A 19,685-nucleotide genomic window follows, 5' to 3' on the forward strand; every position below is an offset into this window, starting at 1 on the left:
GGGCATGGCAATTATACTAGTTGATTGGAGCGTAGCGACGAGGAGACTGAAGCCGTGCCCGCGAAAAGCGTCCGCCGTAGCAGAAATCAACGGGTTCATATAAATACTTCTATTTGAAAAGAAATAAGAATTTAAACAAACTACTCTATTTTTTGAGTTTGTCTACAATCTGAAGATAGGAAAAAGCTGCGAGACTCCTGCGGGAGAATGAACTAGCTAGACCTCGCACGAAACGTAGTGAAGGAGGAGGCTAGCTAGTTCATATGCGGAAAGCGAGTTGCTTTATCCGGACCTGATTATCATCTTCTTATTCAGAGTCAATTGTTTACGTTAACCTTTCCTTAATGGAAAAAGGGATAGTAACTGTAAATTGTATGCCCTGATCGGAATTATTCAAAGAATAGGTGATAGAAAGGGAATCAAAAATTTGCCTTACTATATAGAGTCCAAGCCCACTTCCACCAGTATTGCGGTTTCTTGATTTTTCGATTCGATAAAATGGTTCGAATATCTGTTGTATATCCTCTTCTTTAATTTTGACACCTGTATTGATGACTTGTATTTGGATAGTATTTTGATTTGGGTGCTCAGTTAGCTCTATATAAACTGTCTCTCCTTGTGGCGAATACATAATGGCATTATGAATAATGTTTTTTAAGGCTTTTTCTAATAAATCACAATCTGTACGTACTGAGAGATGAGGAGCAATTTGTTTTATAATTGTAATATTTTTTTGAGAAGCAAAAAAACCGAGATCTTTTGTCATTGTATCAATCAATTCTAAAAGTTTTACTTCTCCCAATTTCAGTTTAAAGGTATCTTGTTCTAGTTTTGACATACTTAAAATTTCGCGGACCAGTAGCTCCATTTCTTCGATAATTTTATGATTTTTCTCCAAATATTGGTCACGATTTTTATAAGGACCAATATTATAAATCATCCCTTCTAAGTAACCCTTCATAACAGTGAGCGGTGTTTTGAGTTCATGAGCAACCGTTGTAAAAAATTCTCTGCGTTTTATTTCGGCTTCTCGCTCTTTTTCGATATCACTTTTTAATTGCTCATTGGCCTTTTGTAAATCGAGCATGGTTTGCTGTAAATTTTTTGACATATCATTCAAGCTATTAGATAGTTCTCCTAATTCATCCGTAGAATGGAGTTGGATTTTTTTTGAAAAATCCAAGTTTGCCAGCTTTTGTGCGCCCTCATTAATATAGATAAGTGGTTTTGTTATGAACCTGGAATAAAAATAAGCACTTCCTAGACCAATTACAATGACAATTATACTTATATAAGGAAGGAAACGTACTAAGACCTGTGATGCTTCATCAATAGGTTGAAAAGTTGCAAACACAACAAGCTCTAAATTACCATCTTGGAATTGAATCGGCATGGTAACATTAAATGAATTACCAAGAATATCAGGATTCTTTGCTGGAGACGTTTTAGCAATCACTTTTGATTGAGTACCTTCCTGAACAAAGAAAGAAGGCGAATAAACAATTGTTCCTTCTTTATTTTGAAGGTAGATGAAGGCATTATTTTGTTTTGAGTATTCATCAAAGAGTGGAATAGCATCTCTAAATGTAAGATTCTTAGATTTATCAATTATTTCTTCTATGCCTGATTGAAGCTGATTTGTTTTATATTGCTCATGAAATGTTGGAAGAAAAAAGTATAATGTTAGATAAATCATGACAGCAAAAGCTAACAAGATGAGAGAGGTTATGATAAAGAGTTTATAGGTAATCCTCTTCATCTTCAGGAGTTTTAGTATATTATTCATCGATTTTATAACCAATACCCTTTACGGTTTTAATACAGGGTACATCTAATTTCTTCCGTATATTTTTTATATGCGTATCAATCATGCGTGTTTCACCAGAATAATCGTATCCCCAAACTTTTTCTACGATGATTTCTCTTGTGATTACTTTTTGCTTATTTTGAAGTAGCAGTTGAAGAATTTCAAACTCCTTTGTCGTTAATGGTATTTCAATATCATTAACATATACTTTGTAGGCGTCACAATCGACACGTATTTCATTAAAATTTAATTGATTTCCAGTATTTTGAAGGCAACTTCTTCTCAGGACAGCCTCGACTCGCCTAATCAAAACATGAAAGGAAAAGGGCTTCGTTATATAATCATCGATTCCGACATCAAAGCCTTGCATTTGATCTTGCTCTTCCTCTAATGCAGTGAGCATAATAATCGGTACATTTGACTGACTTCTAATCATTTTAGCTACTTCAAAGCCATTAAGGTTAGGCATCATCACATCTAATAGAATTAAATCAAAGGATTGCGCATTAAAGCGTTTCATGCCTTCTAAGCCATCTGATGCCACTTCAATCGTGTATTTTTGTGTCATTAAAAACTGTGTAATTAATTCTTGTATTTCTTGGTCGTCTTCTACTACAAGAATATGATAGTTCATCATTACATCACCTCATGAAGACATTATAACCTTGCAATCTGTAGTTTATGTGAAGATGTATTATATATAGTAATAATATAAAGACTTCAGGGTATACATGTGACTAACGCTACTCAGCTTTAGTCGCATTTTTTGTTGTACGGTCATTCGAAGTTAGAAAGTGTGTGCTATGATAATGTACATAGAGGAGGGAGTCACATGATTCGAGTTGGATTAACAGGCTGGGGCGATCATCCTTCACTGTATAGTGGAGTGACTGCCTCAAAGGAAAAATTATTCGATTATACTGGTCATTTTCTAACTGTCGAAGTAGATACTTCGTTTTATGCCATTCCATCTGTTGAAAATATACGTAAATGGTGTGAAAATACACCGGATCACTTCGGCTTTGTCGTAAAGGCCTATCAGGGAATGACAGGGCATTTACGTGGAGACATTCCATTTGAATCGAAAAATGATATGTTTAATGCATTTATTGCATGTGCGAATGAGTTTAAACGTCATGGTAAGTTAGCGATGATTTTAGCTCAATTCCCACCATGGTTTGATTGTCAGGCTAAAAATGTACAATATTTATTGTATATTAGGCAGCAATTGAAGGAGTTTGAGGTGGCGATTGAGTTTCGTAATCAGACATGGTATGCAGACAAGGTAGTACAGCAAACAATCGACTTTTTACGAGAGCATCAATTTATTCATACAATTTGTGATGAACCCCAGGCTGGAGTAGGCTCTGTGCCATTTTATCCAGAAGCGACTGCAAATAAAGCGCTCGTACGCATACATGGACGAAATATTCATGGCTGGCGTAATACGGGCAATACCGAAAATTGGCGCAAAGTTCGTTTTTTATACGATTATAATAAGGAAGAACTACAACAACTAGGGCAATATATTAAAAGCCTACAATTACAGGTGCAGGAGCTGTTTGTGTTATTTAACAACAATTCAGGTCAACATGCTGCAAAAAATGCAAAAGAATTACAAGAAATTTTAGCCATTAGAGATATTGGTTTGGCACCAAAGCAATTAAATATCTTTGAAGGGGAAATATAATGGAGTTTTTGCTACTAGTTTTTATTGCCATACTTTCAGGCTTGATAGGCTCACTTGTTGGGCTTGGTGGAGGTATTATATTAGTGCCAGCAACATTATTTATCGGATTAAATCTAGGGATGATTCCAGAGTTAACTCCGCAGAAAGTGGTTGGCTTATCTGTTGTGATGATGATTTTTACAGGTCTTGCATCAACACTGAGTTATATGAAATCCAAAACAGTTGATTATAAAAGTGGCTTTGTTTTTTTTATAGGAAGTATACCCGGCACAGTACTGGGCGCATGGGTAAACAAAGGCTTAGATTTGCCATCATTTAACTTATATTTTGGTATTCTTCTGATAATTTTGGCGACAATTTTACTTGTACGTGACAAATTGAAGCCAGTACGATGGTTTGTGGAAAATGGCACGAAACAACAATTTACAGATGCATCTGGTAAAACATATGTATACGGCTATCCAATTTGGTTTGCAGTGACAATCACGTTTGCAATCGGCTTTGCCTCAGGATTATTTGGCATCGGTGGAGGCTCCATGATTGTACCAGCTATGATTATTTTATTTTTATTTCCTCCTCACGTGGCAGTGGCGACATCCATGTTCATGGTGTTTTTATCGTCGATAGTTAGTTCAGCGAGTCATATTTATTTAGGACATGTCCCATGGCTCTATACAATACCTGTTATTCCAGGTGCATATATCGGTGCAAAGCTGGGGGCAGCGTTAAACAAAAGAATTAAATCAGATACGCTTGTGCTAGCCCTTCGAATTATTTTATTATTATTAGGAATTCGCTCAATACTTGATGGTTTATTATAAAAAAAGAGGTGGCTTGAATGCTTGAAAAAATTCATATTTTTCACACGAATGATTTGCACAGTCACTTTAAGTATTGGCCGCGAATGCAAAACTATGTGAAAGAAAAACGTGCAGAGTTTGCAGCTATTGGAGAAACAAGCTTTTTATTTGATGTCGGGGATCATTTAGATCGCTCAAACATATATACAGAAGCAACAATTGGACAGGGCAATGTTAAATTATTAAATGAAGCTGGCTACGATGTTGTGACAATAGGTAATAATGAAGGTATTACACTGTCTCATGAAGAGCTTTATCATTTATATGACGAGGCTACATTTGACGTCGTAGTAGCGAACGTCCATGCCACACAGGGGGAAAATCCCACGTGGATGAAGCCTTACGTTGTATTAACGACCGCATATGGCACAAAGATGGCAGTTATTGCAGCGACGGCAATGTTTGAAATCTATTATAAAGAACTAAACTGGCAGATGGATGAGGCACGAAGCACATTAATCCGCTTAGCCCTTCAACTTCGCAAAGAAGTAGATATCGTTGTTTGTTTGTCTCACTTAGGCATTACTGAAGATGAGCTTTTAGCACAAGAATGTCCTGAAATCGATGTGATTTTTGGGTCACACACACATCATGTATTTCCTAATGGCAAACTTGTGAATGATGTGCTACTTACAGGTGGAGGGAAGTTTGGGCAATTTACTGGCTATCTTGTAGTCGAGTATGATAAAAAAACGAGGAAAATTGTTGAAAAAAAGGATACTTTAATTCATAATAAGGACTTGCCTGAGGTTGAAAACGAAGAAGATTTACTGTTTTCATTCAAGGAAAAAGCTGAAAAATTACTAGATAAACCAGTTTTTCGAACTGAAAAATTTTATAATAAAGAGTGGTTCCATTATTCGCAATTATCTCATTTATTTGCACAAGCCATTTTAGAGAAAAGTGGTGCAGACGGTGCATTGTTTAATGCAGGTATTTTTCTAGATAGTCTACCAAAAGGAACTGTGACTGCTCTCGATTTGCATAAAATTTTTCCACATCCGATTAATTTATGTACTATTGAATTGTCCGTTTCAGAGCTGAAAGAAATTTTACAGCAATCCAAAAACGAAGAATGGCCTTATATTGAACTAAAAGGTTTAGGCTTTAGGGGTGTTATTTTTGGTAAGATGCTAATCTACGGTTTTTCAATGAATGAGGATCGACAAATACTCATTAATGGAAAGATTGCAGATAGCGACCGTATATACAAATTAGTAACACTTGATATGTTTACCTTTGGTTATTTTTATCCAAGCTTTAAATATGCTAAGAAAAAATATATACTACCTGATTTTTTACGAAATATTATGTTAGATTATGGGCAAAAGTTCTTTAAGCAATAGATAAATAAGCTTTAAGAATAGATTGGGGAAGAAATCATGCGATTAATTTCAATCGAAGTATTAAAAGAAGGAATGGTATTAGGAAGAACCATTTGGAATGAAGCGGGTCACCCTCTTTTAAAGAAGGACGTTGTCATTAACGAACGTATTATTCAAAGACTTCTACAGTTGAATACGCATTATTTATATATTGACGACGAAATTTCTGAAGGAATTGAAGTAATGGAGACCGTTCCTCCTGCTGTCCGAAATAAAACCGTCTCGACCATTAAAGATTCTTTCCAATCTTTAGATGGTTTAAATGCAGTTAGTGCCTCTTATGTGCTTGATCAGCAATCGAAAGCGATTGTTTCTATTGTGGATGAACTATTGGCGGCTGTAACGGGTAATGATGAAATTTTAACAATTTTAACCGATGCTTATTTATTCGATGAATACTTATACCAACACTCCTTTCAAGTAACACTTTATTCAATAGCCATTGCAAAAGAGCTGGGACATACTGCAGAGGATCTGCGCTTAATCGGTATTGGCGCTTTACTGCATGATGTCGGAAAGCTTATGGTACCGAAAGATGTCTTAACAAAACCAGGTCGCTTGACACATGAGGAGTTTGAAATCATGAAAATGCACACCAGGTATGGTTTTGATTTGTTACGAAATTTACACTCCATTTCTTTACTTGTTGCACACTGTGCCTTCCAACATCATGAACGTATCGATGGAAGTGGCTACCCACGCGGCTTAGTCGATTTTGAAATTCATCCATTCGCAAAAATTATAGGGGTAGCAGATGTTTTTGATGCGGTAACAACAAATCGTGTATATCGTGAAAAAATGCTTCCATCACAGGGGTTAGCGATTGTTGAAGCGGGCTCTGGCACCATTTATGATGCACGAATTGTTAATGCGCTGAAAAAGGCTGTTGTCCATTATCCAAATGGTGTGATTTTAAAATTATCAGATGGAAGAAGAGGCATTGTATCCAAACAAAATCCATTCAATGCCGCATTACCTTGGATTCGTATTTTTGAAGAACAAGATATATTACTATCAGCTACATATGAAATTAATTTAGTGGACTACCCAACGATGACCATTGCAAGTATTGAAACGGACTACATAGTACCAGCGAAAGCTGAATAATTTCCTCCTCCTGTTCATACGTTATGGAACAGGAGGAGATTTTTTTGTTTTTCCCTCGAAAAAGAATGAGATTAAGAACAAATAGTAAAAAAGGATTGCCGTTAAATCGTATAACAGTGCTGATTGTCAGTAGTATCGTCTGTCTATTACTATTCTTGTATTTTTTGAATGAACGTCTTATGCCGACCTATTTACAATATGCAGAAGTACAAACCAATAAAATTGCATCCTATGTTGTGAGTAAAGCTATCAACTCACGTACCTCAAATGTATTAGACGTCAATGATATTATTGAAGATATACCAGCTGGTTCGTCTGAAATGGTCACGACAAAATTTAATACAGAAATTATTAATCGTGTCCGTGCAGAAACATTAGAACTCGTGAAAATGTATTTAGAACAGGCTGAGCAAGGAGAATTAGCGCATTTACCGGAATTAGAAAACGTCGAATACGACATCAATAAGATACAAGATGGTGATGGCATTGTTTTTTTTGTACCACTTGGGCAAGCTGCAAACATTCCATTGCTCGGAAATTTAGGACCTAAAATACCGATTCGTTTTCATGTAATTGGCAATGTGCATAGCAATGTTACATCAAGCATTCAAGAGTTTGGCATTAATAGCGCCTATGTGGAAGTAGGAATTCATATAGAGGTTAACGTGCAAATTATTGTACCATTTGCAAGTAAATCTACCTCAGTTTCACAGGATATTCCAGTAGCAATGGGTTTGACAAGAGGACCAGTACCACATATTTATACAAATGGCAGCGAGGCACCACAGCCATCACTTGAGGTACCTGTACCTTATGATTAGAAATGTCGCTCGAATAGTAAATGTTAGTTGTTGCCGTTCGTATATTATGTTACATTGACAACAGTGAAGGTAGATGATATTTAACAATATATAATTTTGATAGGGGCGAAATTTGTATGACATCTTGTAAACCTACAAGCAATGAAAAAGAAGAACATTTAAGAAAACCAGACTGGCTAAAAATCAAACTAAACACGAACGATGAATATAAAGGGCTAAAAAAGCTCATGCGTGAAAAAAATCTACACACAGTTTGCGAAGAAGCACGCTGTCCAAATATTCATGAGTGCTGGGGTGAACGCCGTACAGCTACCATGATGATTTTAGGCTCCGTTTGCACACGTGCTTGTCGTTTCTGTGCTGTAAAAACAGGTTTACCGAATGAGCTAGATTTAGCTGAACCAGAACGAGTGGCAGATTCTGTAGCCATCATGAACTTAAAGCATGTTGTGATTACAATGGTTGCTCGTGACGATTTAAAAGATGGTGGTGCAGAGGTATTAGCCGAAACGGTACGTGCGATTCGTCGCAAAAGCCCTTTCACTTCTGTCGAGGTTTTACCATCTGACCTAGGCGGTATTGAGGAAAACCTTCAATTTTTAATGGATGCTAAGCCAGATATTTTAAATCATAATATTGAAACTGTCCGTCGTTTAACGCCAAGAGTACGCGCGCGTGCCAAGTATGAGCGTTCGTTAGAATTTCTTCGTTTAGCTAAAGAAATGCAACCAGACATTCCAACGAAGTCATCATTAATGATTGGCTTAGGAGAAACACACGAAGAAATTTTAGAGGTTATGGATGATTTGCGTGCTAATAACGTAGACATAATGACAATTGGTCAATATTTACAACCAACGAAAAAGCATTTACCTGTAAAAAAATATTATTCTCCAATAGAATTTGGTAAATTACGCAAAATTGCAATGGAAAAGGGTTTTAAGCATTGCGAAGCAGGACCGCTTGTACGTAGTAGTTATCATGCGGATGAGCAAGTGAATGCAGCAACAAAAGAGCGCCAGCTACAAGCAGATGTGTAAAGTTAAACGTTAGAAAAGAAAGGTGGTGTCACTTTGATTATTATTGAAGGATATGAATACGAGCTTATCAACGATTTCCGAGAGGCTTTTCAAGAGGACTTATTTAAAGAACGGTACTCGGATATTTTAGCAAAATATGATTATATTGTAGGGGACTGGGGTTATAATCAGTTACGTTTAAAAGGCTTTTTTGATGATAAAAATCAAAAATCAACCTTTGATACAAAAATCAGTACACTGCAAGATTACTTATATGAGTATTGTAATTTTGGCTGTGCTTATTTCGTCTTACGTAAATGTGGTAAATCAATACAGCAACCTGAAATGGCAATGGACGAAGCAACCGAAGTGGCAATGCCTATTGAAGACCCACAAATAACAGAATAATGATCATGACCTGATGTGAAAATTTGCATCAGGTTTTTTATATTGGTAGGTTTTATAAAATTGGTAACAATATAAAAGGAATGACGTACTGTGAAAACTAATTTTGGCATGAAGGTGTGAGATAAATGAAAAGAGCTGTCTTTTTAGATCGTGATGGCGTAATAAATGAAGTGTTAACGAATCGAGTTAAGTTTGTGAATAAACCGCAGGATCTATATTTTTTACCAGCTGTTCCACAAGCAATTAAAAAATTGAATAAGTACTTTGATTTTGTATTTGTAGTGACCAATCAAGGTGGTGTTGGATTGGGATTTATGAAGGAATCGAAACTCCAACAAATACATGTCCATATGATAAATGAATTGAAAAAACAAGGGGCAATTATACATGAAGTAGCTTATTGCCCGCATAAACCAAAGGCCGGCTGCTCTTGTCGCAAGCCGAATAGCAAATTAATAGTTGATTTAGGTAAAAAATACAATATTGATTTAGTGAAATCCTATATGGTTGGAGATACTGATACAGACATTATTGCAGGAAAAAGAGCAGGTACAAAAGGCGTTTTTCTCGGAAAAAGTGATCCCCTTGCTGATGCAATTTTCCCGGACTTAATCAGCGCTGTCGATTGGATTATAGAAGACGTAACTGCATAATTAGCCAGATTATAATTGTTTTTTCACAAGTATAAATCACATGAATAAGGTTAATTTATGTAGTGGAGGTGATTATTTTGGCTAATGAGAAACGAAAAAAAAGACAATTAGATCGTGAAGAATACGGATATGGTTTTGATATTAGTGTTGATGATTTAGGCGTAATTGGACAAAATAAACAAGCAAAGAAACAACATGATAATGAAAATAAAGATAAGCCTCACAATAAAGACAATCCATCCATTATCAATAAATAATAAAAAGTACTATGGATCAAACAATCCATAGTACTTTTTATGTAGGAAATAAGGGAAGGCTGTAGTGTTTATTAGGATATATTAGAGCCGAAATGTTCCCTCAATATCGGTCAATAAGCCGCCCACCACAAGAACCTCCACTGATTGAATGAGAGGGTTTACAGTGTCTATTTTGTCGCTTATACTCTGGGCACAGTAAACATTAAAAAAACACCCATGTGTAGGGTGTTAGTTAAGTAATTCTCGTAAATATTCACGCAGCTCGACTGTTTCTTCTTCTGAGCGATTGTATACGTGTTCAAGGTAGCCAGGCTCTTCCACATCGTCTGGACCAAGTATAGCGAAGCGGCCAAATTGAATGTCCATCACAAGCACTTTACCAAAGAAACGGCCTGATTGTAAAATCGCTAAGTCGTAACGAAGCTTTTGTCCTGCAAAACTGACAAAGCGTGTTTTTGTATCTTCTACATCATCATATAAGAAAAATCGTTCCATCTTTTAATCTCCTTCCAGTCCTATAGATATGGTACTATAGAAGAGAAATGACTATCAACTTTAAATGATTTGAATGGGGGCTTTCCTTGTGTATTTTGTAGATCGTAATAAAATCACAAAAAATTTACAGTACTTAGATGAACTATTAGCGATTTTTGAGGCAGAGGATAACTGGCTACAAAATGATATTAAAAAGTTAGCAATCGAGCGAATCGGCCATAATGTGATGGAATCAATGATGGATGTTGGTAACTTAATGATTGATGGCTTCATAATGCGTGATCCAGGTAGCTATGAAGATATTATTGATATTTTAATCGATGAAAAAGTCGTAACTACTGAAATGGAAGCTTCTTTAAAAGCAGTTGTTGGCTTACGCAAAATGCTTGTTCGTGAATTTATAAATGTAGATGTTGAAGAAGTTGTGAATGTCTTAACAATCAGTTTATCAACATTAAAACAGTTTTCAACAGCAGTAAATAATTACGTAACGAATGAGCTAGGTCCTGTTTCAGCATTTTTACCAGAGGATCATCAATGAGAACCTATAAGGCATATTGCTTTGATTTAGACGGCACTGTGTACCGCGGGAAGGAAGGCATTCCTTCAGCGATTGCTTTTATTCAAAGATTACAGGAAACGGGAATCGAGCCTTATTACGTGACGAATAATTCATCGAAAACGAGAGAGCAGCTACAAGAGGCTTTACGTGCTATTGGTGTAGATGCACCACTTCAACATATCTATTCAAGTGCATTGGTAACTGCGAAATATATAGCCCTAAATTTTCCTGGCCAAAAAGTAGCGATGATGGGTTCGGATGGTATCCTAACGGCGTTATATAATGAAGGAATAGAACTTGTAGACACTGAGTCAGATGTCTTTGTAATGGGAATTGATCGAACACTGGATTATATGGCACTTGCTAAGGCCACAATTGCTGTACAAAACGGCGCTACATTTATTGCAACTAATCAAGACATTAAATTTCCGACAGAGTATGGCTTTTTACCAGGGAATGGGTCATTTGCACGTTTAGTAGGGGAAGTTGCAGATGTTGAGCCAACTTACATTGGTAAACCATCACCTGCTATGCTTGAAGTGATTGCCACAGAACATGGCTTTACAAAAGATGAAATGGTGATGATTGGCGATAATTATGACACGGATATTATGTGCGGTATACGCTTCGGCTGTGATACAATCCATGTTAACACAGGTGTGACTCCGACAAAAATTGTCCATGAGAAAGAACTTCAACCAACTTATTGTCTTGAGACATTACTATAAAATATAAAAAAGGATGTTTATGTCGACATAAACATCCTTTTTCTATGTTTAAAAGAATTGATTTTTGTAAATAAAATTACCATAATGGATTTTCTTCGATAAATTGATAAATGGCTTTTGTTAGCTCTTCCGGAGAATCTGCCTCTACTAAATCACCATTAACGATGGCGTAAAAGGATTCTGAACACTTCGTACAATAACTAAGGCAGCCATATTCCAAAACGTCGATATTTGGATCGCGTTCGAGTATTTCATAAGTTTTTTGAGAGCCATTTGCTAAATTACTTACACAAAATTCAACCATTGGATTCATAATGTCACCTCGCCATTGTAATGCTACTCGCTTTTGAAACGTTCGTCAACGATTGATTTTGTGAAAACTTTCACAAATTTGCATTCTTATATTGTGAAACATCTCACAATCGGTTATACTCGTTTGTGGATACTTTGTGAACAATTATAATTAGTGATATAAAAGGAGACTATTATGGGGAAATTAGTACTTTTAGGTGGCGGCTATGGCAATATGCGTGTCATGCTTCGTCTATTACCAAATAACTTACCTTTAGACACGGAAATCGTGCTAGTAGACCGAGCACCTTTCCATAGTTTAAAAACAGAATTTTATGCATTGGCAGCAGGGACTTCGACAGATAAAGAAATTCGTGTAAGCTTCCCAGAGCATGATCGTTTAACGGCTGTATATGGAGAAGTCGTTGACATCAATCGTACAGAAAAAGTAGTTATACTAGAAGATGGGCAACGAATTGAATATGATGATTTAGTCATTGGACTAGGCTGTGAAGATAAATATCATGATGTACCGGGTGCAGAAGAGTACACATATAGCATTCAAACAATGGCAAAATCACGTGCTACATTCCAAGCGCTATGTGGCTTACCTGCAGGTTCTACTGTCGGTATTGTAGGTGCAGGTTTAAGTGGTATTGAGCTTGCAAGTGAGCTACGTGAAAGTCGAGCAGATTTAAACATAAAATTATTTGACCGTGGCCAGCGTATTTTAAAGGACTTCCCAGAGAAGCTAAGTAAATACGTAAAAGAATGGTTTACCAAACATAATGTAGATGTTATCGCAAATTCCAATATTACAAAAGTGGAACCAGGTAAAATTTTTAATCACGAAGAGGAAATCCCACTTGATGCTGTCGTTTGGACTGCTGGCGTACAGCCTGTGAAAATTGTCCGTGATTTGGATGTCGACAAGGATCGTCAAGGTCGTCCAATCGTAACACAATACTTTAATGTACTTGATGATGAGCACGTATATGTTGTAGGAGATTGCGCCTCTTCGGAATTTTCTCCAAGTGCACAATTAGCAGAGGAACAAGCTGAACAAATTGTCAAAGTACTTCGCATGCGTTGGAAAGGTGAGCATTTACCGGAGAAAATGCCAGATATTAAATTAAAAGGTTTCATGGGTTCTCTTGGTAAAAAACAAGGTTTTGCTTATTTAGCAGATACAACTGTCACTGGACGTATTGCACGTTTAATGAAATCCGGATTACTATGGATGTATAAATACCAAAACGATTAAGAATTGAACGAAATTACTAGCATTGACAAAGGGATTGTTCGAAGGTTAACTTCGAACAATCCCTTTCATTCGTTTATACGGTTTCGTCTGGCGTGAATCCTAAATTTTCAAGTGCTGTCAAGACTGGTTTTAATTGCACATAGCCTTCACCAACCACCTCGTCATTAATGAGTACAAGTGGATAGAAAAATTCATCTTCTTGAATACGCGTAGCATAATCTTGATCACGTTCATTCTCAATTGGACCTTCTATATCGACATAGCGAATGTCATATGCTTGGTTCGGGTATTTGCGATCAATAGCAGCTTGTAGCCATTCATATGTATCCTTTGAAGATGGAGCATTAACACAGCTTGCGCAAATGACAGCTGTTCCAAAAATTTCAATAATTGGTTTAGTGTGTTCCATAGTATTTCTCTCCCCGTGATTCAATATTGGATTTTTTCTGTTGCTAACATTATAATCATTATAAGGAAAGGAGTCGAGACAAATGGCAGAAGCAACAATTAACGACCAAGTTCAAGAAGTATTAGATAAATTACGTCCATTCTTATTACGAGACGGTGGAGACTGTGAATTAGTAGATGTAGAAGATGGCATTGTAAAATTACGTTTATTAGGTGCATGTGGTAGTTGCCCAAGTTCTACGATTACACTAAAAGCAGGTATCGAACGCGCATTATTAGAAGAAGTACCAGGTATTATTGAAGTAGAACAAGTTTTCTAATTCGTGTGTCTTAAAAAGTTCTAGCCAACTAACATGGCTAGAACTTTTTTTATGTTTATGCTTGACGTGCTTCTTCTTTTTCTTTACGAATAATGGCCCATTGTTCTTTAGCCATATCAATGATTTTTGCTTCTCCACCAGTGCTTTGCTTTTCGATAACTCTTGAAAAGAAGCGTGTCGCATTTTCTAAATCACCAACACGTCGTGATAATTCTGCAATCATATACATAATTCGTATATCTGACATTTGCGTAGAGCTATAATCATCTGTAGAATAAGATTCCATATAATGGTCCCGGGAAATTAACATAAAACGCTGCTCTTGCCCGCCATTCTTCAGCGAACGATACAGCCATGCAAGACGCAATGCAAGACCTGCTGTTGCTACAAATTTCTCTTTTTTTATCGTTCCACAAAGAAAAGCCAATTTATATGCTTGAATAGCCTGGAATACGGTGCGTTCTCCTTTAAAATCATGATGCACCCATTTTTCAGTGATTTGAGCACGTATATCATCTTGTACGCCAGGAGCAAAATATCTAGTAAAGTCTTCTGTAAACGAGAATCCACAATGCTCACAGACGAATACATTGTAGTAAAGGGCATTGACGCCGTCTGCATAAATCGGATGAAAATCTGTTTCGGTATGATCTACTTTTATGAATTTAGAGCGTACTTTTAATGTTGGAAATTCTTTTTTGCAATTAAGACATTGGACTTTTTTTTCGTAAAACGGTGAAATCTCCATAATTTATACCTCTTTCATCAACATTGTTATAACTATTATACCAATTCATTTGTTAAGTACATGAATAAAAAAAACTAATTAAGTGAAAAAAACGGCAATATTGCAAAAAATACACTTGAAGCTGAATGTTTGTCATACAATAGTCAAAATTGATATGATAATGAATAAGAAAGAAGGTGAAGGGATGACAAGTTTAAAGCAAGTAATAGAAGTGACGGAGGCTGCCGTCTTTCATATTAATGAAATGATGGAGCATAATGCGGAGCAAGGCTCTTTTTTGCGTGTGGTTGTTAATGGTGGTGGATGTAGTGGCCTATCGTACGGTATGCATTTCGATAAAGAGAAAAAAGATGATGATTTAGAAGATGTACAATACGGTTTAACTATTCTTGTTACCCGTGAAGATGCGCCTATTCTAACGGGAACGAAAATTGACTATAAACAATCGCTTATGGGCGGTGGCTTCACCATCGATAATCCGAATGCGATTGCATCATGTGGCTGTGGCACAAGCTTTAAAGCGGCAAAACGTGAAGGTACGCCTGAGGTTTGTGATTGATGTTTAAGAAAAGTATTTAGTGGATGATAAAAGACAGGTAAAATTGATATGTACACACCCCTTGTTAGCCCTATATATGCCTAACAAGGGGTGTGAATAATGAGCTTCTTTGATTTGTGATGTTGCAAAACATGATAAATGAAAGGGGCTTTTTTATCTTATAGTAGAAATGTACAGCCATATTTTGTTAGTCACTTTAATTTATTCATTTGGTTTTATAGCATTATTTTTGTTTGAAAGAAAGATCTTTCACTAGTTTTGTGGCATATATTAGGAATTTTGTGCGGTAATATAAGGAGGGGCAATATATATGTCTTTTAGTTATTATGGAGAACTTTGAACTGAAGTTTATGAATTAACGAAAAAGGTCGGACAATCATTGAGCGGCGATATAGAATATTATTGTGACAGACTGAAAGATTGTAAAGGCGCATTCTTGAAGCAATGGTTGGTTCTAGACGCGTAATTATTCCTCTTTTAGAATCGGGGTCTTAATGTTGATGGAGTGGATTATTCTAGCAACGAGAAAATAAAGTGCGGCAATCCAAATGTGTTTTCATTCATATGGATGTGACACATGCGCTAAAAGATTGATTGACTATGAAAGAAGCCACGATAATTTCTGGAGAGAAATAATCGTGGCTTCTTTATGTACCGTCAAAAAAGCTTAGTTAAGCTGTGTTAATACATATTCATAAATTTCATCTGAAGGTTTATCTAGTGCAATGGAGAATTCTGAAAAGATGACTTCTTGTAAAGATTGTAGTAATTTTTCTTCTTGATTTGGGAATTTTTTTTCGTTCGCCTCATATTCAAACTTTTTACGAAGCAAAGTGTTTAAGAGGTTTGCTTGCTTTTGTCTATCGCCGGTTTTAATAATTTCTACGTGAAATCTCATACGATGTGTGTTTTGTTCAATCCATTCCACGCCAGGAGACGTAAATGAGTGTAAAATTTGAATAGCTTCTTCTTTTTCAATAATATTTCTAAGCTGTTTTTTTGCATTGTCAGTAGGGGTACGAATAGTTAATTTTGAATCATTGTGTGGTTGTAAAACGTAGTAAGTTTTTGTAATGTCGCTAAAGGTTTGTTCACAAATATCTTCAATTGAACAAAGTCCATGTGATGAATAAATGACTACATCGCCAACATTGTACATGTATATTCCCTCCATCAAACATTATTGTCAACTTGGTTGACTAAATTAATTGTAAGCAATTAAATGACTTTTGTCAACTTAGTTGACGAATGGTATTTTTTTTTGTATAGTGATTACGAAAAATATGGAATGAAGGTGAATTAGTTGGAGGACGAATTGCAAAATCGAGATGTAGTTGATTTGTTGAGCGAACGTCACGAAATACTTCGACGACTTGCTGAAGATAAGTGGAATAATAATAATAATATCTATATCTCTAATTCAGAATGGTATATTTTAGGAAAAATTTATAAGGATCAACCGACGATTTCTGATGTAACTAAAGGCGTTGATTTTTCTCGACAAGCCACTCATAAATTTATAAAAAGTTTAGAAGCCAAAGGATTGGTAGAGGTTAGCAATGCCGAACATAGTAAAAAACACAAAGTCATTCGTATGACAGAATTTGGTGAAGTATGCTTTGAGAAAAATGAGCTTTATAAATCAGAAATTGAACAGCAACTGGTCAATATCATTGGAGAAGAACAAGTGACGAATTTAAAAAACATTTTAAATCTTAATTGGAGTATTGAGCATTTGGAAGTGTAAAACGTTATCGCTTAGCCATAATATGTGTTTGTTCACGTTCTTGAAAGGTAACCTAACTATCAATTAGTGCCAGCAAGAAAAAGGCATACATAACATGCACTATGTTTAGTTGGTCCTTTAAAAGCTACTGTGAAAAAATTTAATGGCCTCTCTCGCATTTTTGCGAAAGAGGCTTTTGACTGTGGAGAAGGATGTGAAACATTAAATATCTTAAAATTCTGAATTAATGCTTCTAACAATAGAAATTGACAAGTTATAATAAGGACATAGAGGTGAAGGGTATGAAGATGGATAGAGGGAAAGTTTGGCTAGGGGTGGCAGGGGTCACTGTCAATGCGCTTGGGCAATGGCTCGTTGTAAAAAAAGCATATAGTGGTTTACAAGGACGTTGGTCTTTACCTGCTGGTTTTGTCAATGCAGGTGAAACAATTGATGAAGCAGTTGTACGAGAAATAAAAGAAGAGACAGGTATCGATTGTGTCGTATCTGGATTGATTGGTTTCCGTACAGGGGTTATTCGCGAGGAAATCAGTGATAATATGGCCATTTTTTATTGTAGGATGAGTGACGAACAACAGGCATTATATATTCAAAAAAATGAATTGCTAGAAGCGAAATGGCTATATCCAAAGGAGCTAGCCCAGGATGTAATGACATCTGTGATGTTGAAGGAAATGGTGTCCAATCAATTTGAACAACATCAACTAGATGCGATAGATGGCATTAATCCTGGAGAGGTATTTGGTTACTCATCTTATAAATTGTTCTTTAAAAAGTAATGCAATAGCGGAGGGGACCTATGATGGATCTGTTTTTGTTTATGTTGGAGCGGGTAGGCCTTATCATCGTCTTTGCTTTTTTAATGTCAAGATGGCGCCTCTTCAGAGAAATGCTATTCCAAGAACAAGGATTTACAGAAAAAATATGGCTTGTCGTCATTTTCAGTGCCTTGAGTATTATCAGTAGCTATACGGGCATTAAAATTGAAAGAGGTACAATCCATCCACTTCATCAGATGATACATAGTAATATAAATGCGGAAGAGGCCATTGCAAATACGAGACTAATCGGTGTGGCTATTGCAGGAATATTTGGTGGTCCCTTTGTTGGAGTATGTGTTGGCATAATTGCGGGGATTCATCGCATTACACTTGGTGGTTTTACTGCCATTGCATGCGGTGTATCGACAATCCTAGCGGGATTTATCACAGGAGGATTAAGTCAGCAGTTAAAAATTCGTCAAACTTTCGCCTATAAAAAGGCTGTCATTATAGGAATTTGTGCAGAAACTTTGCAAATGGTCGTTATTTTAGCCGTAGCGAAGCCCTTTGAACAGGCATTACAATTAGTGTCGTTAATTGCGCTGCCAATGATTATGATGAATGCCTTTGGGATCTTTTTATTTTTCATGATTATTAAAACGGTTATTGATGAAGAAGAACGTACAAAGGCATTACAAACACACCAAGCCTTTTCCATTGCTCAGCTTACTATCGAGCATTTTCGCAAAGGGTTGAATGAAGAATCCTGTCAGACAGTTGCAAAAATAATCAAAAGAGAAATAAAGGTCGATGCAGTAGCCATTACGGATACTAAGGGAATTTTGGCACACGTCGGAGTTGGTGAAGATCACCATTTAATTCATCGTCAAATCATGACGGCACTTACGAAACGGGTTTTAGTAGAGGGGCGTATTATTACTGCTACGTCTGCAAAAGAAATCCATTGTCCACACGATGACTGTCCATTAAATGCAGCGATAGTTTTACCATTAAAGGTACAGCATCAAACGGTAGGCACTTTAAAGCTTTATTTTATGAATGCAGCTTCATTAACAGGAGTAAAGAAGGAGCTAGCAGAGGGGCTAAGTCGGCTATTTTCATCACAGCTTGAATATGCTGAAATTGAAAGGCAACGCAAACTATTAAAGGACGCTGAAATTAAAGCACTTCAAGCACAGGTACATCCTCACTTTTTCTTTAATAGCTTAAACACGATTTCAAGCTTAATTCGAACAGATGCAAATGAGGCAAGAGCATTATTGTTAAAACTTAGTACATTTTTTAGAAGCAATTTACAAGGAGCTCGTCAAATGCTCATCCCGTTAAAAAATGAAATCGACCATATTGAGGCTTATTTGTCGATTGAGCAGACCAGATTTCCTAATCGCTATGAAGTGCAATTTCAACTAGATGAGACACTTTTTGATGTGCACATCCCTCCTTTTACTTTACAGCCACTTGTCGAAAATGCAATTTATCATGCGTTTAAAAATCGCAAGGAAGGCAAAATTTTAGTGAAGGTACAACGAGTCGGTAATAAACTATTACTGCTAACTGAGGATAATGGTTGTGGCATGAGGAAAGAGCAAGTTAAACAGCTCGGAAAAAGTATTATGCAATCGGAACAAGGAACGGGCACAGCCTTATGGAATATTTATCAGCGTATTCATGAAATTTATGGCAAGGAAGCAAATTTTCAAATTTCAAGTACGTTAGATGTTGGGACAAAAATTAAAATTCAACTACCTTTAAAAGCCACAAGATGGGAGTAGAA

The 19,685-nt window shown here is 36.4% G+C and carries 24 protein-coding genes and 1 pseudogene; 18 read left to right on the plus strand and 7 right to left on the minus strand.

The features are described from left to right. Positions 1 to 325: 325 nt before the first annotated feature. Positions 326 to 1,786 carry a sensor histidine kinase gene (locus tag H131_RS02465; RefSeq protein ID WP_010857464.1) on the minus strand — a complete coding sequence of 487 codons (1,461 nt, stop codon included), beginning with the start codon at positions 1,784 to 1,786 and terminating at the stop codon, positions 326 to 328. Next, the gene (locus H131_RS02470; protein ID WP_036129750.1) at positions 1,779 to 2,444 is read right to left on the minus strand and encodes a response regulator transcription factor; all 666 of its coding nucleotides are present in this window, start codon (positions 2,442 to 2,444) and stop codon (positions 1,779 to 1,781) included. The genes H131_RS02465 and H131_RS02470 overlap by 8 nt, the downstream gene beginning before the upstream one ends. A gap of 195 nt (positions 2,445 to 2,639) precedes the next feature. On the opposite strand from H131_RS02470, the gene H131_RS02475 reads away from it, so the two are divergent. The 9 genes from H131_RS02475 to H131_RS02515 all read left to right on the plus strand — a co-directional run bounded on the left by H131_RS02475 (position 2,640) and on the right by H131_RS02515 (position 10,007). Next, the gene (locus H131_RS02475; protein ID WP_010857466.1) at positions 2,640 to 3,497 is read left to right on the plus strand and encodes a DUF72 domain-containing protein; all 858 of its coding nucleotides are present in this window, start codon (positions 2,640 to 2,642) and stop codon (positions 3,495 to 3,497) included. After that, positions 3,497 to 4,318: a sulfite exporter TauE/SafE family protein gene (locus tag H131_RS02480; RefSeq protein ID WP_010857467.1), complete on the plus strand. Its 822-nt coding sequence runs from the start codon at positions 3,497 to 3,499 to the stop codon at positions 4,316 to 4,318. The genes H131_RS02475 and H131_RS02480 overlap by 1 nt, the downstream gene beginning before the upstream one ends. A 17-nt stretch (positions 4,319 to 4,335) precedes the next feature. Next, positions 4,336 to 5,703: a bifunctional metallophosphatase/5'-nucleotidase gene (locus tag H131_RS02485; protein WP_010857468.1), complete on the plus strand. Its 1,368-nt coding sequence runs from the start codon at positions 4,336 to 4,338 to the stop codon at positions 5,701 to 5,703. Between the two features lie 36 nt (positions 5,704 to 5,739). Then, the gene (locus tag H131_RS02490; protein ID WP_010857469.1) at positions 5,740 to 6,849 is read left to right on the plus strand and encodes an HD-GYP domain-containing protein; all 1,110 of its coding nucleotides are present in this window, start codon (positions 5,740 to 5,742) and stop codon (positions 6,847 to 6,849) included. Positions 6,850 to 6,872: 23 nt separating this feature from the next. Then, a complete protein-coding gene (gene yunB / locus H131_RS02495) occupies positions 6,873 to 7,670 on the plus strand; it encodes a sporulation protein YunB (protein ID WP_080647613.1) in 798 nt (265 codons plus the stop codon). Positions 7,671 to 7,786: 116 nt separating this feature from the next. Further along, positions 7,787 to 8,710, plus strand: a complete 924-nt coding sequence (gene lipA / locus H131_RS02500) for a lipoyl synthase (RefSeq protein ID WP_010857471.1) — start codon at positions 7,787 to 7,789, stop codon at positions 8,708 to 8,710. A gap of 33 nt (positions 8,711 to 8,743) precedes the next feature. After that, the gene (locus H131_RS02505; RefSeq protein ID WP_010857472.1) at positions 8,744 to 9,097 is read left to right on the plus strand and encodes a YutD family protein; all 354 of its coding nucleotides are present in this window, start codon (positions 8,744 to 8,746) and stop codon (positions 9,095 to 9,097) included. A 125-nt stretch (positions 9,098 to 9,222) separates the two neighbouring features. Next, complete coding sequence (locus tag H131_RS02510; protein ID WP_010857473.1) at positions 9,223 to 9,750, plus strand: D-glycero-alpha-D-manno-heptose-1,7-bisphosphate 7-phosphatase; 528 nt, start codon at positions 9,223 to 9,225, stop codon at positions 9,748 to 9,750. Between the two features lie 77 nt (positions 9,751 to 9,827). Further along, positions 9,828 to 10,007, plus strand: a complete 180-nt coding sequence (locus H131_RS02515; protein ID WP_010857474.1) for a hypothetical protein — start codon at positions 9,828 to 9,830, stop codon at positions 10,005 to 10,007. A 228-nt stretch (positions 10,008 to 10,235) separates the two neighbouring features. Here H131_RS02515 and H131_RS02520 read toward each other — a convergent pair whose 3' ends face one another. Beyond that, entirely contained in the window at positions 10,236 to 10,502 is a 267-nt protein-coding gene (locus tag H131_RS02520) for a DUF3055 domain-containing protein (protein ID WP_010857475.1), read from the minus strand. An 88-nt stretch (positions 10,503 to 10,590) separates the two neighbouring features. Between H131_RS02520 and H131_RS02525 the strand changes: the two genes are divergently transcribed. Further along, positions 10,591 to 11,043, plus strand: a complete 453-nt coding sequence (locus tag H131_RS02525) for a DUF86 domain-containing protein (protein WP_010857476.1) — start codon at positions 10,591 to 10,593, stop codon at positions 11,041 to 11,043. Then, positions 11,040 to 11,792, plus strand: a complete 753-nt coding sequence (locus tag H131_RS02530; RefSeq protein WP_010857477.1) for a TIGR01457 family HAD-type hydrolase — start codon at positions 11,040 to 11,042, stop codon at positions 11,790 to 11,792. Before H131_RS02525 ends, H131_RS02530 begins: the two co-directional genes overlap by 4 nt. Positions 11,793 to 11,868: 76 nt before the next feature. On the opposite strand, the gene H131_RS02535 is transcribed toward H131_RS02530, so the two are convergent. Next, positions 11,869 to 12,105 carry a YuzB family protein gene (locus H131_RS02535; RefSeq protein WP_010857478.1) on the minus strand — a complete coding sequence of 79 codons (237 nt, stop codon included), beginning with the start codon at positions 12,103 to 12,105 and terminating at the stop codon, positions 11,869 to 11,871. Positions 12,106 to 12,279: 174 nt separating this feature from the next. On the opposite strand from H131_RS02535, the gene H131_RS02540 reads away from it, so the two are divergent. Next, on the plus strand, positions 12,280 to 13,347 hold the full coding sequence (locus H131_RS02540) for an NAD(P)/FAD-dependent oxidoreductase (protein WP_010857479.1): 1,068 nt from the start codon (positions 12,280 to 12,282) through the stop codon (positions 13,345 to 13,347). Between the two features lie 73 nt (positions 13,348 to 13,420). Here the strand turns inward: H131_RS02540 and H131_RS02545 are convergent, their stop codons facing one another. Further along, complete coding sequence (locus tag H131_RS02545) at positions 13,421 to 13,756, minus strand: YuzD family protein (protein ID WP_010857480.1); 336 nt, start codon at positions 13,754 to 13,756, stop codon at positions 13,421 to 13,423. Positions 13,757 to 13,838: 82 nt separating this feature from the next. Between H131_RS02545 and H131_RS02550 the strand changes: the two genes are divergently transcribed. Beyond that, on the plus strand, positions 13,839 to 14,075 hold the full coding sequence (locus H131_RS02550) for a NifU family protein (RefSeq protein ID WP_010857481.1): 237 nt from the start codon (positions 13,839 to 13,841) through the stop codon (positions 14,073 to 14,075). 55 nt (positions 14,076 to 14,130) lie between these two features. On the opposite strand, the gene H131_RS02555 is transcribed toward H131_RS02550, so the two are convergent. Beyond that, positions 14,131 to 14,823 (minus strand): DUF2225 domain-containing protein, encoded by a 693-nt coding sequence (locus H131_RS02555; protein WP_010857482.1) that lies wholly within the window; start codon positions 14,821 to 14,823, stop codon positions 14,131 to 14,133. 184 nt (positions 14,824 to 15,007) lie between these two features. On the opposite strand from H131_RS02555, the gene H131_RS02560 reads away from it, so the two are divergent. Beyond that, positions 15,008 to 15,382 carry a HesB/IscA family protein gene (locus H131_RS02560; protein ID WP_010857483.1) on the plus strand — a complete coding sequence of 125 codons (375 nt, stop codon included), beginning with the start codon at positions 15,008 to 15,010 and terminating at the stop codon, positions 15,380 to 15,382. A gap of 310 nt (positions 15,383 to 15,692) precedes the next feature. Then, a pseudogene (locus H131_RS25175) lies at positions 15,693 to 15,920 on the plus strand (class I SAM-dependent methyltransferase); the annotation flags it as partial. A 129-nt stretch (positions 15,921 to 16,049) separates the two neighbouring features. Here H131_RS25175 and H131_RS02565 read toward each other — a convergent pair. Continuing rightward, positions 16,050 to 16,541, minus strand: coding sequence for a CarD family transcriptional regulator (locus H131_RS02565; protein ID WP_010857484.1), 492 nt, complete (start codon positions 16,539 to 16,541; stop codon positions 16,050 to 16,052). A 156-nt stretch (positions 16,542 to 16,697) separates the two neighbouring features. Between H131_RS02565 and H131_RS02570 the strand changes: the two genes are divergently transcribed. From H131_RS02570 to H131_RS02580, 3 genes are all read left to right on the plus strand, one after another. Further along, entirely contained in the window at positions 16,698 to 17,129 is a 432-nt protein-coding gene (locus H131_RS02570) for a MarR family winged helix-turn-helix transcriptional regulator (RefSeq protein ID WP_230491812.1), read from the plus strand. 281 nt (positions 17,130 to 17,410) lie between these two features. Continuing rightward, complete coding sequence (locus tag H131_RS02575; protein ID WP_036129752.1) at positions 17,411 to 17,908, plus strand: NUDIX hydrolase; 498 nt, start codon at positions 17,411 to 17,413, stop codon at positions 17,906 to 17,908. Between the two features lie 23 nt (positions 17,909 to 17,931). After that, on the plus strand, positions 17,932 to 19,683 hold the full coding sequence (locus tag H131_RS02580; protein ID WP_010857487.1) for a sensor histidine kinase: 1,752 nt from the start codon (positions 17,932 to 17,934) through the stop codon (positions 19,681 to 19,683). The last annotated feature ends 2 nt before the right edge of the window (positions 19,684 to 19,685 follow it).

It is taken from the genome of Lysinibacillus sphaericus OT4b.31, from assembly GCF_000392615.1.
Classification (GTDB): domain Bacteria; phylum Bacillota; class Bacilli; order Bacillales_A; family Planococcaceae; genus Lysinibacillus; species Lysinibacillus sphaericus_B.

Coding starts and splice junctions, on each gene's coding strand:
- H131_RS02480 (WP_010857467.1), top strand. CDS start 3,497: ATGGAGTTTTTGCTACTAGTTTTTATTGCCATACTTTCAGGCTTGATA.
- H131_RS02530 (WP_010857477.1), top strand. CDS start 11,040: ATGAGAACCTATAAGGCATATTGCTTTGATTTAGACGGCACTGTGTAC.
- H131_RS02550 (WP_010857481.1), top strand. CDS start 13,839: ATGGCAGAAGCAACAATTAACGACCAAGTTCAAGAAGTATTAGATAAA.
- H131_RS02545 (WP_010857480.1), bottom strand. CDS start 13,756: ATGGAACACACTAAACCAATTATTGAAATTTTTGGAACAGCTGTCATT.
- H131_RS02575 (WP_036129752.1), top strand. CDS start 17,411: ATGAAGATGGATAGAGGGAAAGTTTGGCTAGGGGTGGCAGGGGTCACT.
- H131_RS02565 (WP_010857484.1), bottom strand. CDS start 16,541: ATGTACAATGTTGGCGATGTAGTCATTTATTCATCACATGGACTTTGT.
- H131_RS02520 (WP_010857475.1), bottom strand. CDS start 10,502: ATGGAACGATTTTTCTTATATGATGATGTAGAAGATACAAAAACACGC.
- H131_RS02485 (WP_010857468.1), top strand. CDS start 4,336: ATGCTTGAAAAAATTCATATTTTTCACACGAATGATTTGCACAGTCAC.
- H131_RS02535 (WP_010857478.1), bottom strand. CDS start 12,105: ATGAATCCAATGGTTGAATTTTGTGTAAGTAATTTAGCAAATGGCTCT.
- H131_RS02540 (WP_010857479.1), top strand. CDS start 12,280: ATGGGGAAATTAGTACTTTTAGGTGGCGGCTATGGCAATATGCGTGTC.
- H131_RS02555 (WP_010857482.1), bottom strand. CDS start 14,823: ATGGAGATTTCACCGTTTTACGAAAAAAAAGTCCAATGTCTTAATTGC.
- H131_RS02465 (WP_010857464.1), bottom strand. CDS start 1,786: ATGAATAATATACTAAAACTCCTGAAGATGAAGAGGATTACCTATAAA.
- H131_RS02560 (WP_010857483.1), top strand. CDS start 15,008: ATGACAAGTTTAAAGCAAGTAATAGAAGTGACGGAGGCTGCCGTCTTT.
- H131_RS02470 (WP_036129750.1), bottom strand. CDS start 2,444: ATGATGAACTATCATATTCTTGTAGTAGAAGACGACCAAGAAATACAA.
- H131_RS02475 (WP_010857466.1), top strand. CDS start 2,640: ATGATTCGAGTTGGATTAACAGGCTGGGGCGATCATCCTTCACTGTAT.
- yunB (WP_080647613.1), top strand. CDS start 6,873: ATGGAACAGGAGGAGATTTTTTTGTTTTTCCCTCGAAAAAGAATGAGA.
- H131_RS02490 (WP_010857469.1), top strand. CDS start 5,740: ATGCGATTAATTTCAATCGAAGTATTAAAAGAAGGAATGGTATTAGGA.
- H131_RS02510 (WP_010857473.1), top strand. CDS start 9,223: ATGAAAAGAGCTGTCTTTTTAGATCGTGATGGCGTAATAAATGAAGTG.
- H131_RS02580 (WP_010857487.1), top strand. CDS start 17,932: ATGGATCTGTTTTTGTTTATGTTGGAGCGGGTAGGCCTTATCATCGTC.
- lipA (WP_010857471.1), top strand. CDS start 7,787: ATGACATCTTGTAAACCTACAAGCAATGAAAAAGAAGAACATTTAAGA.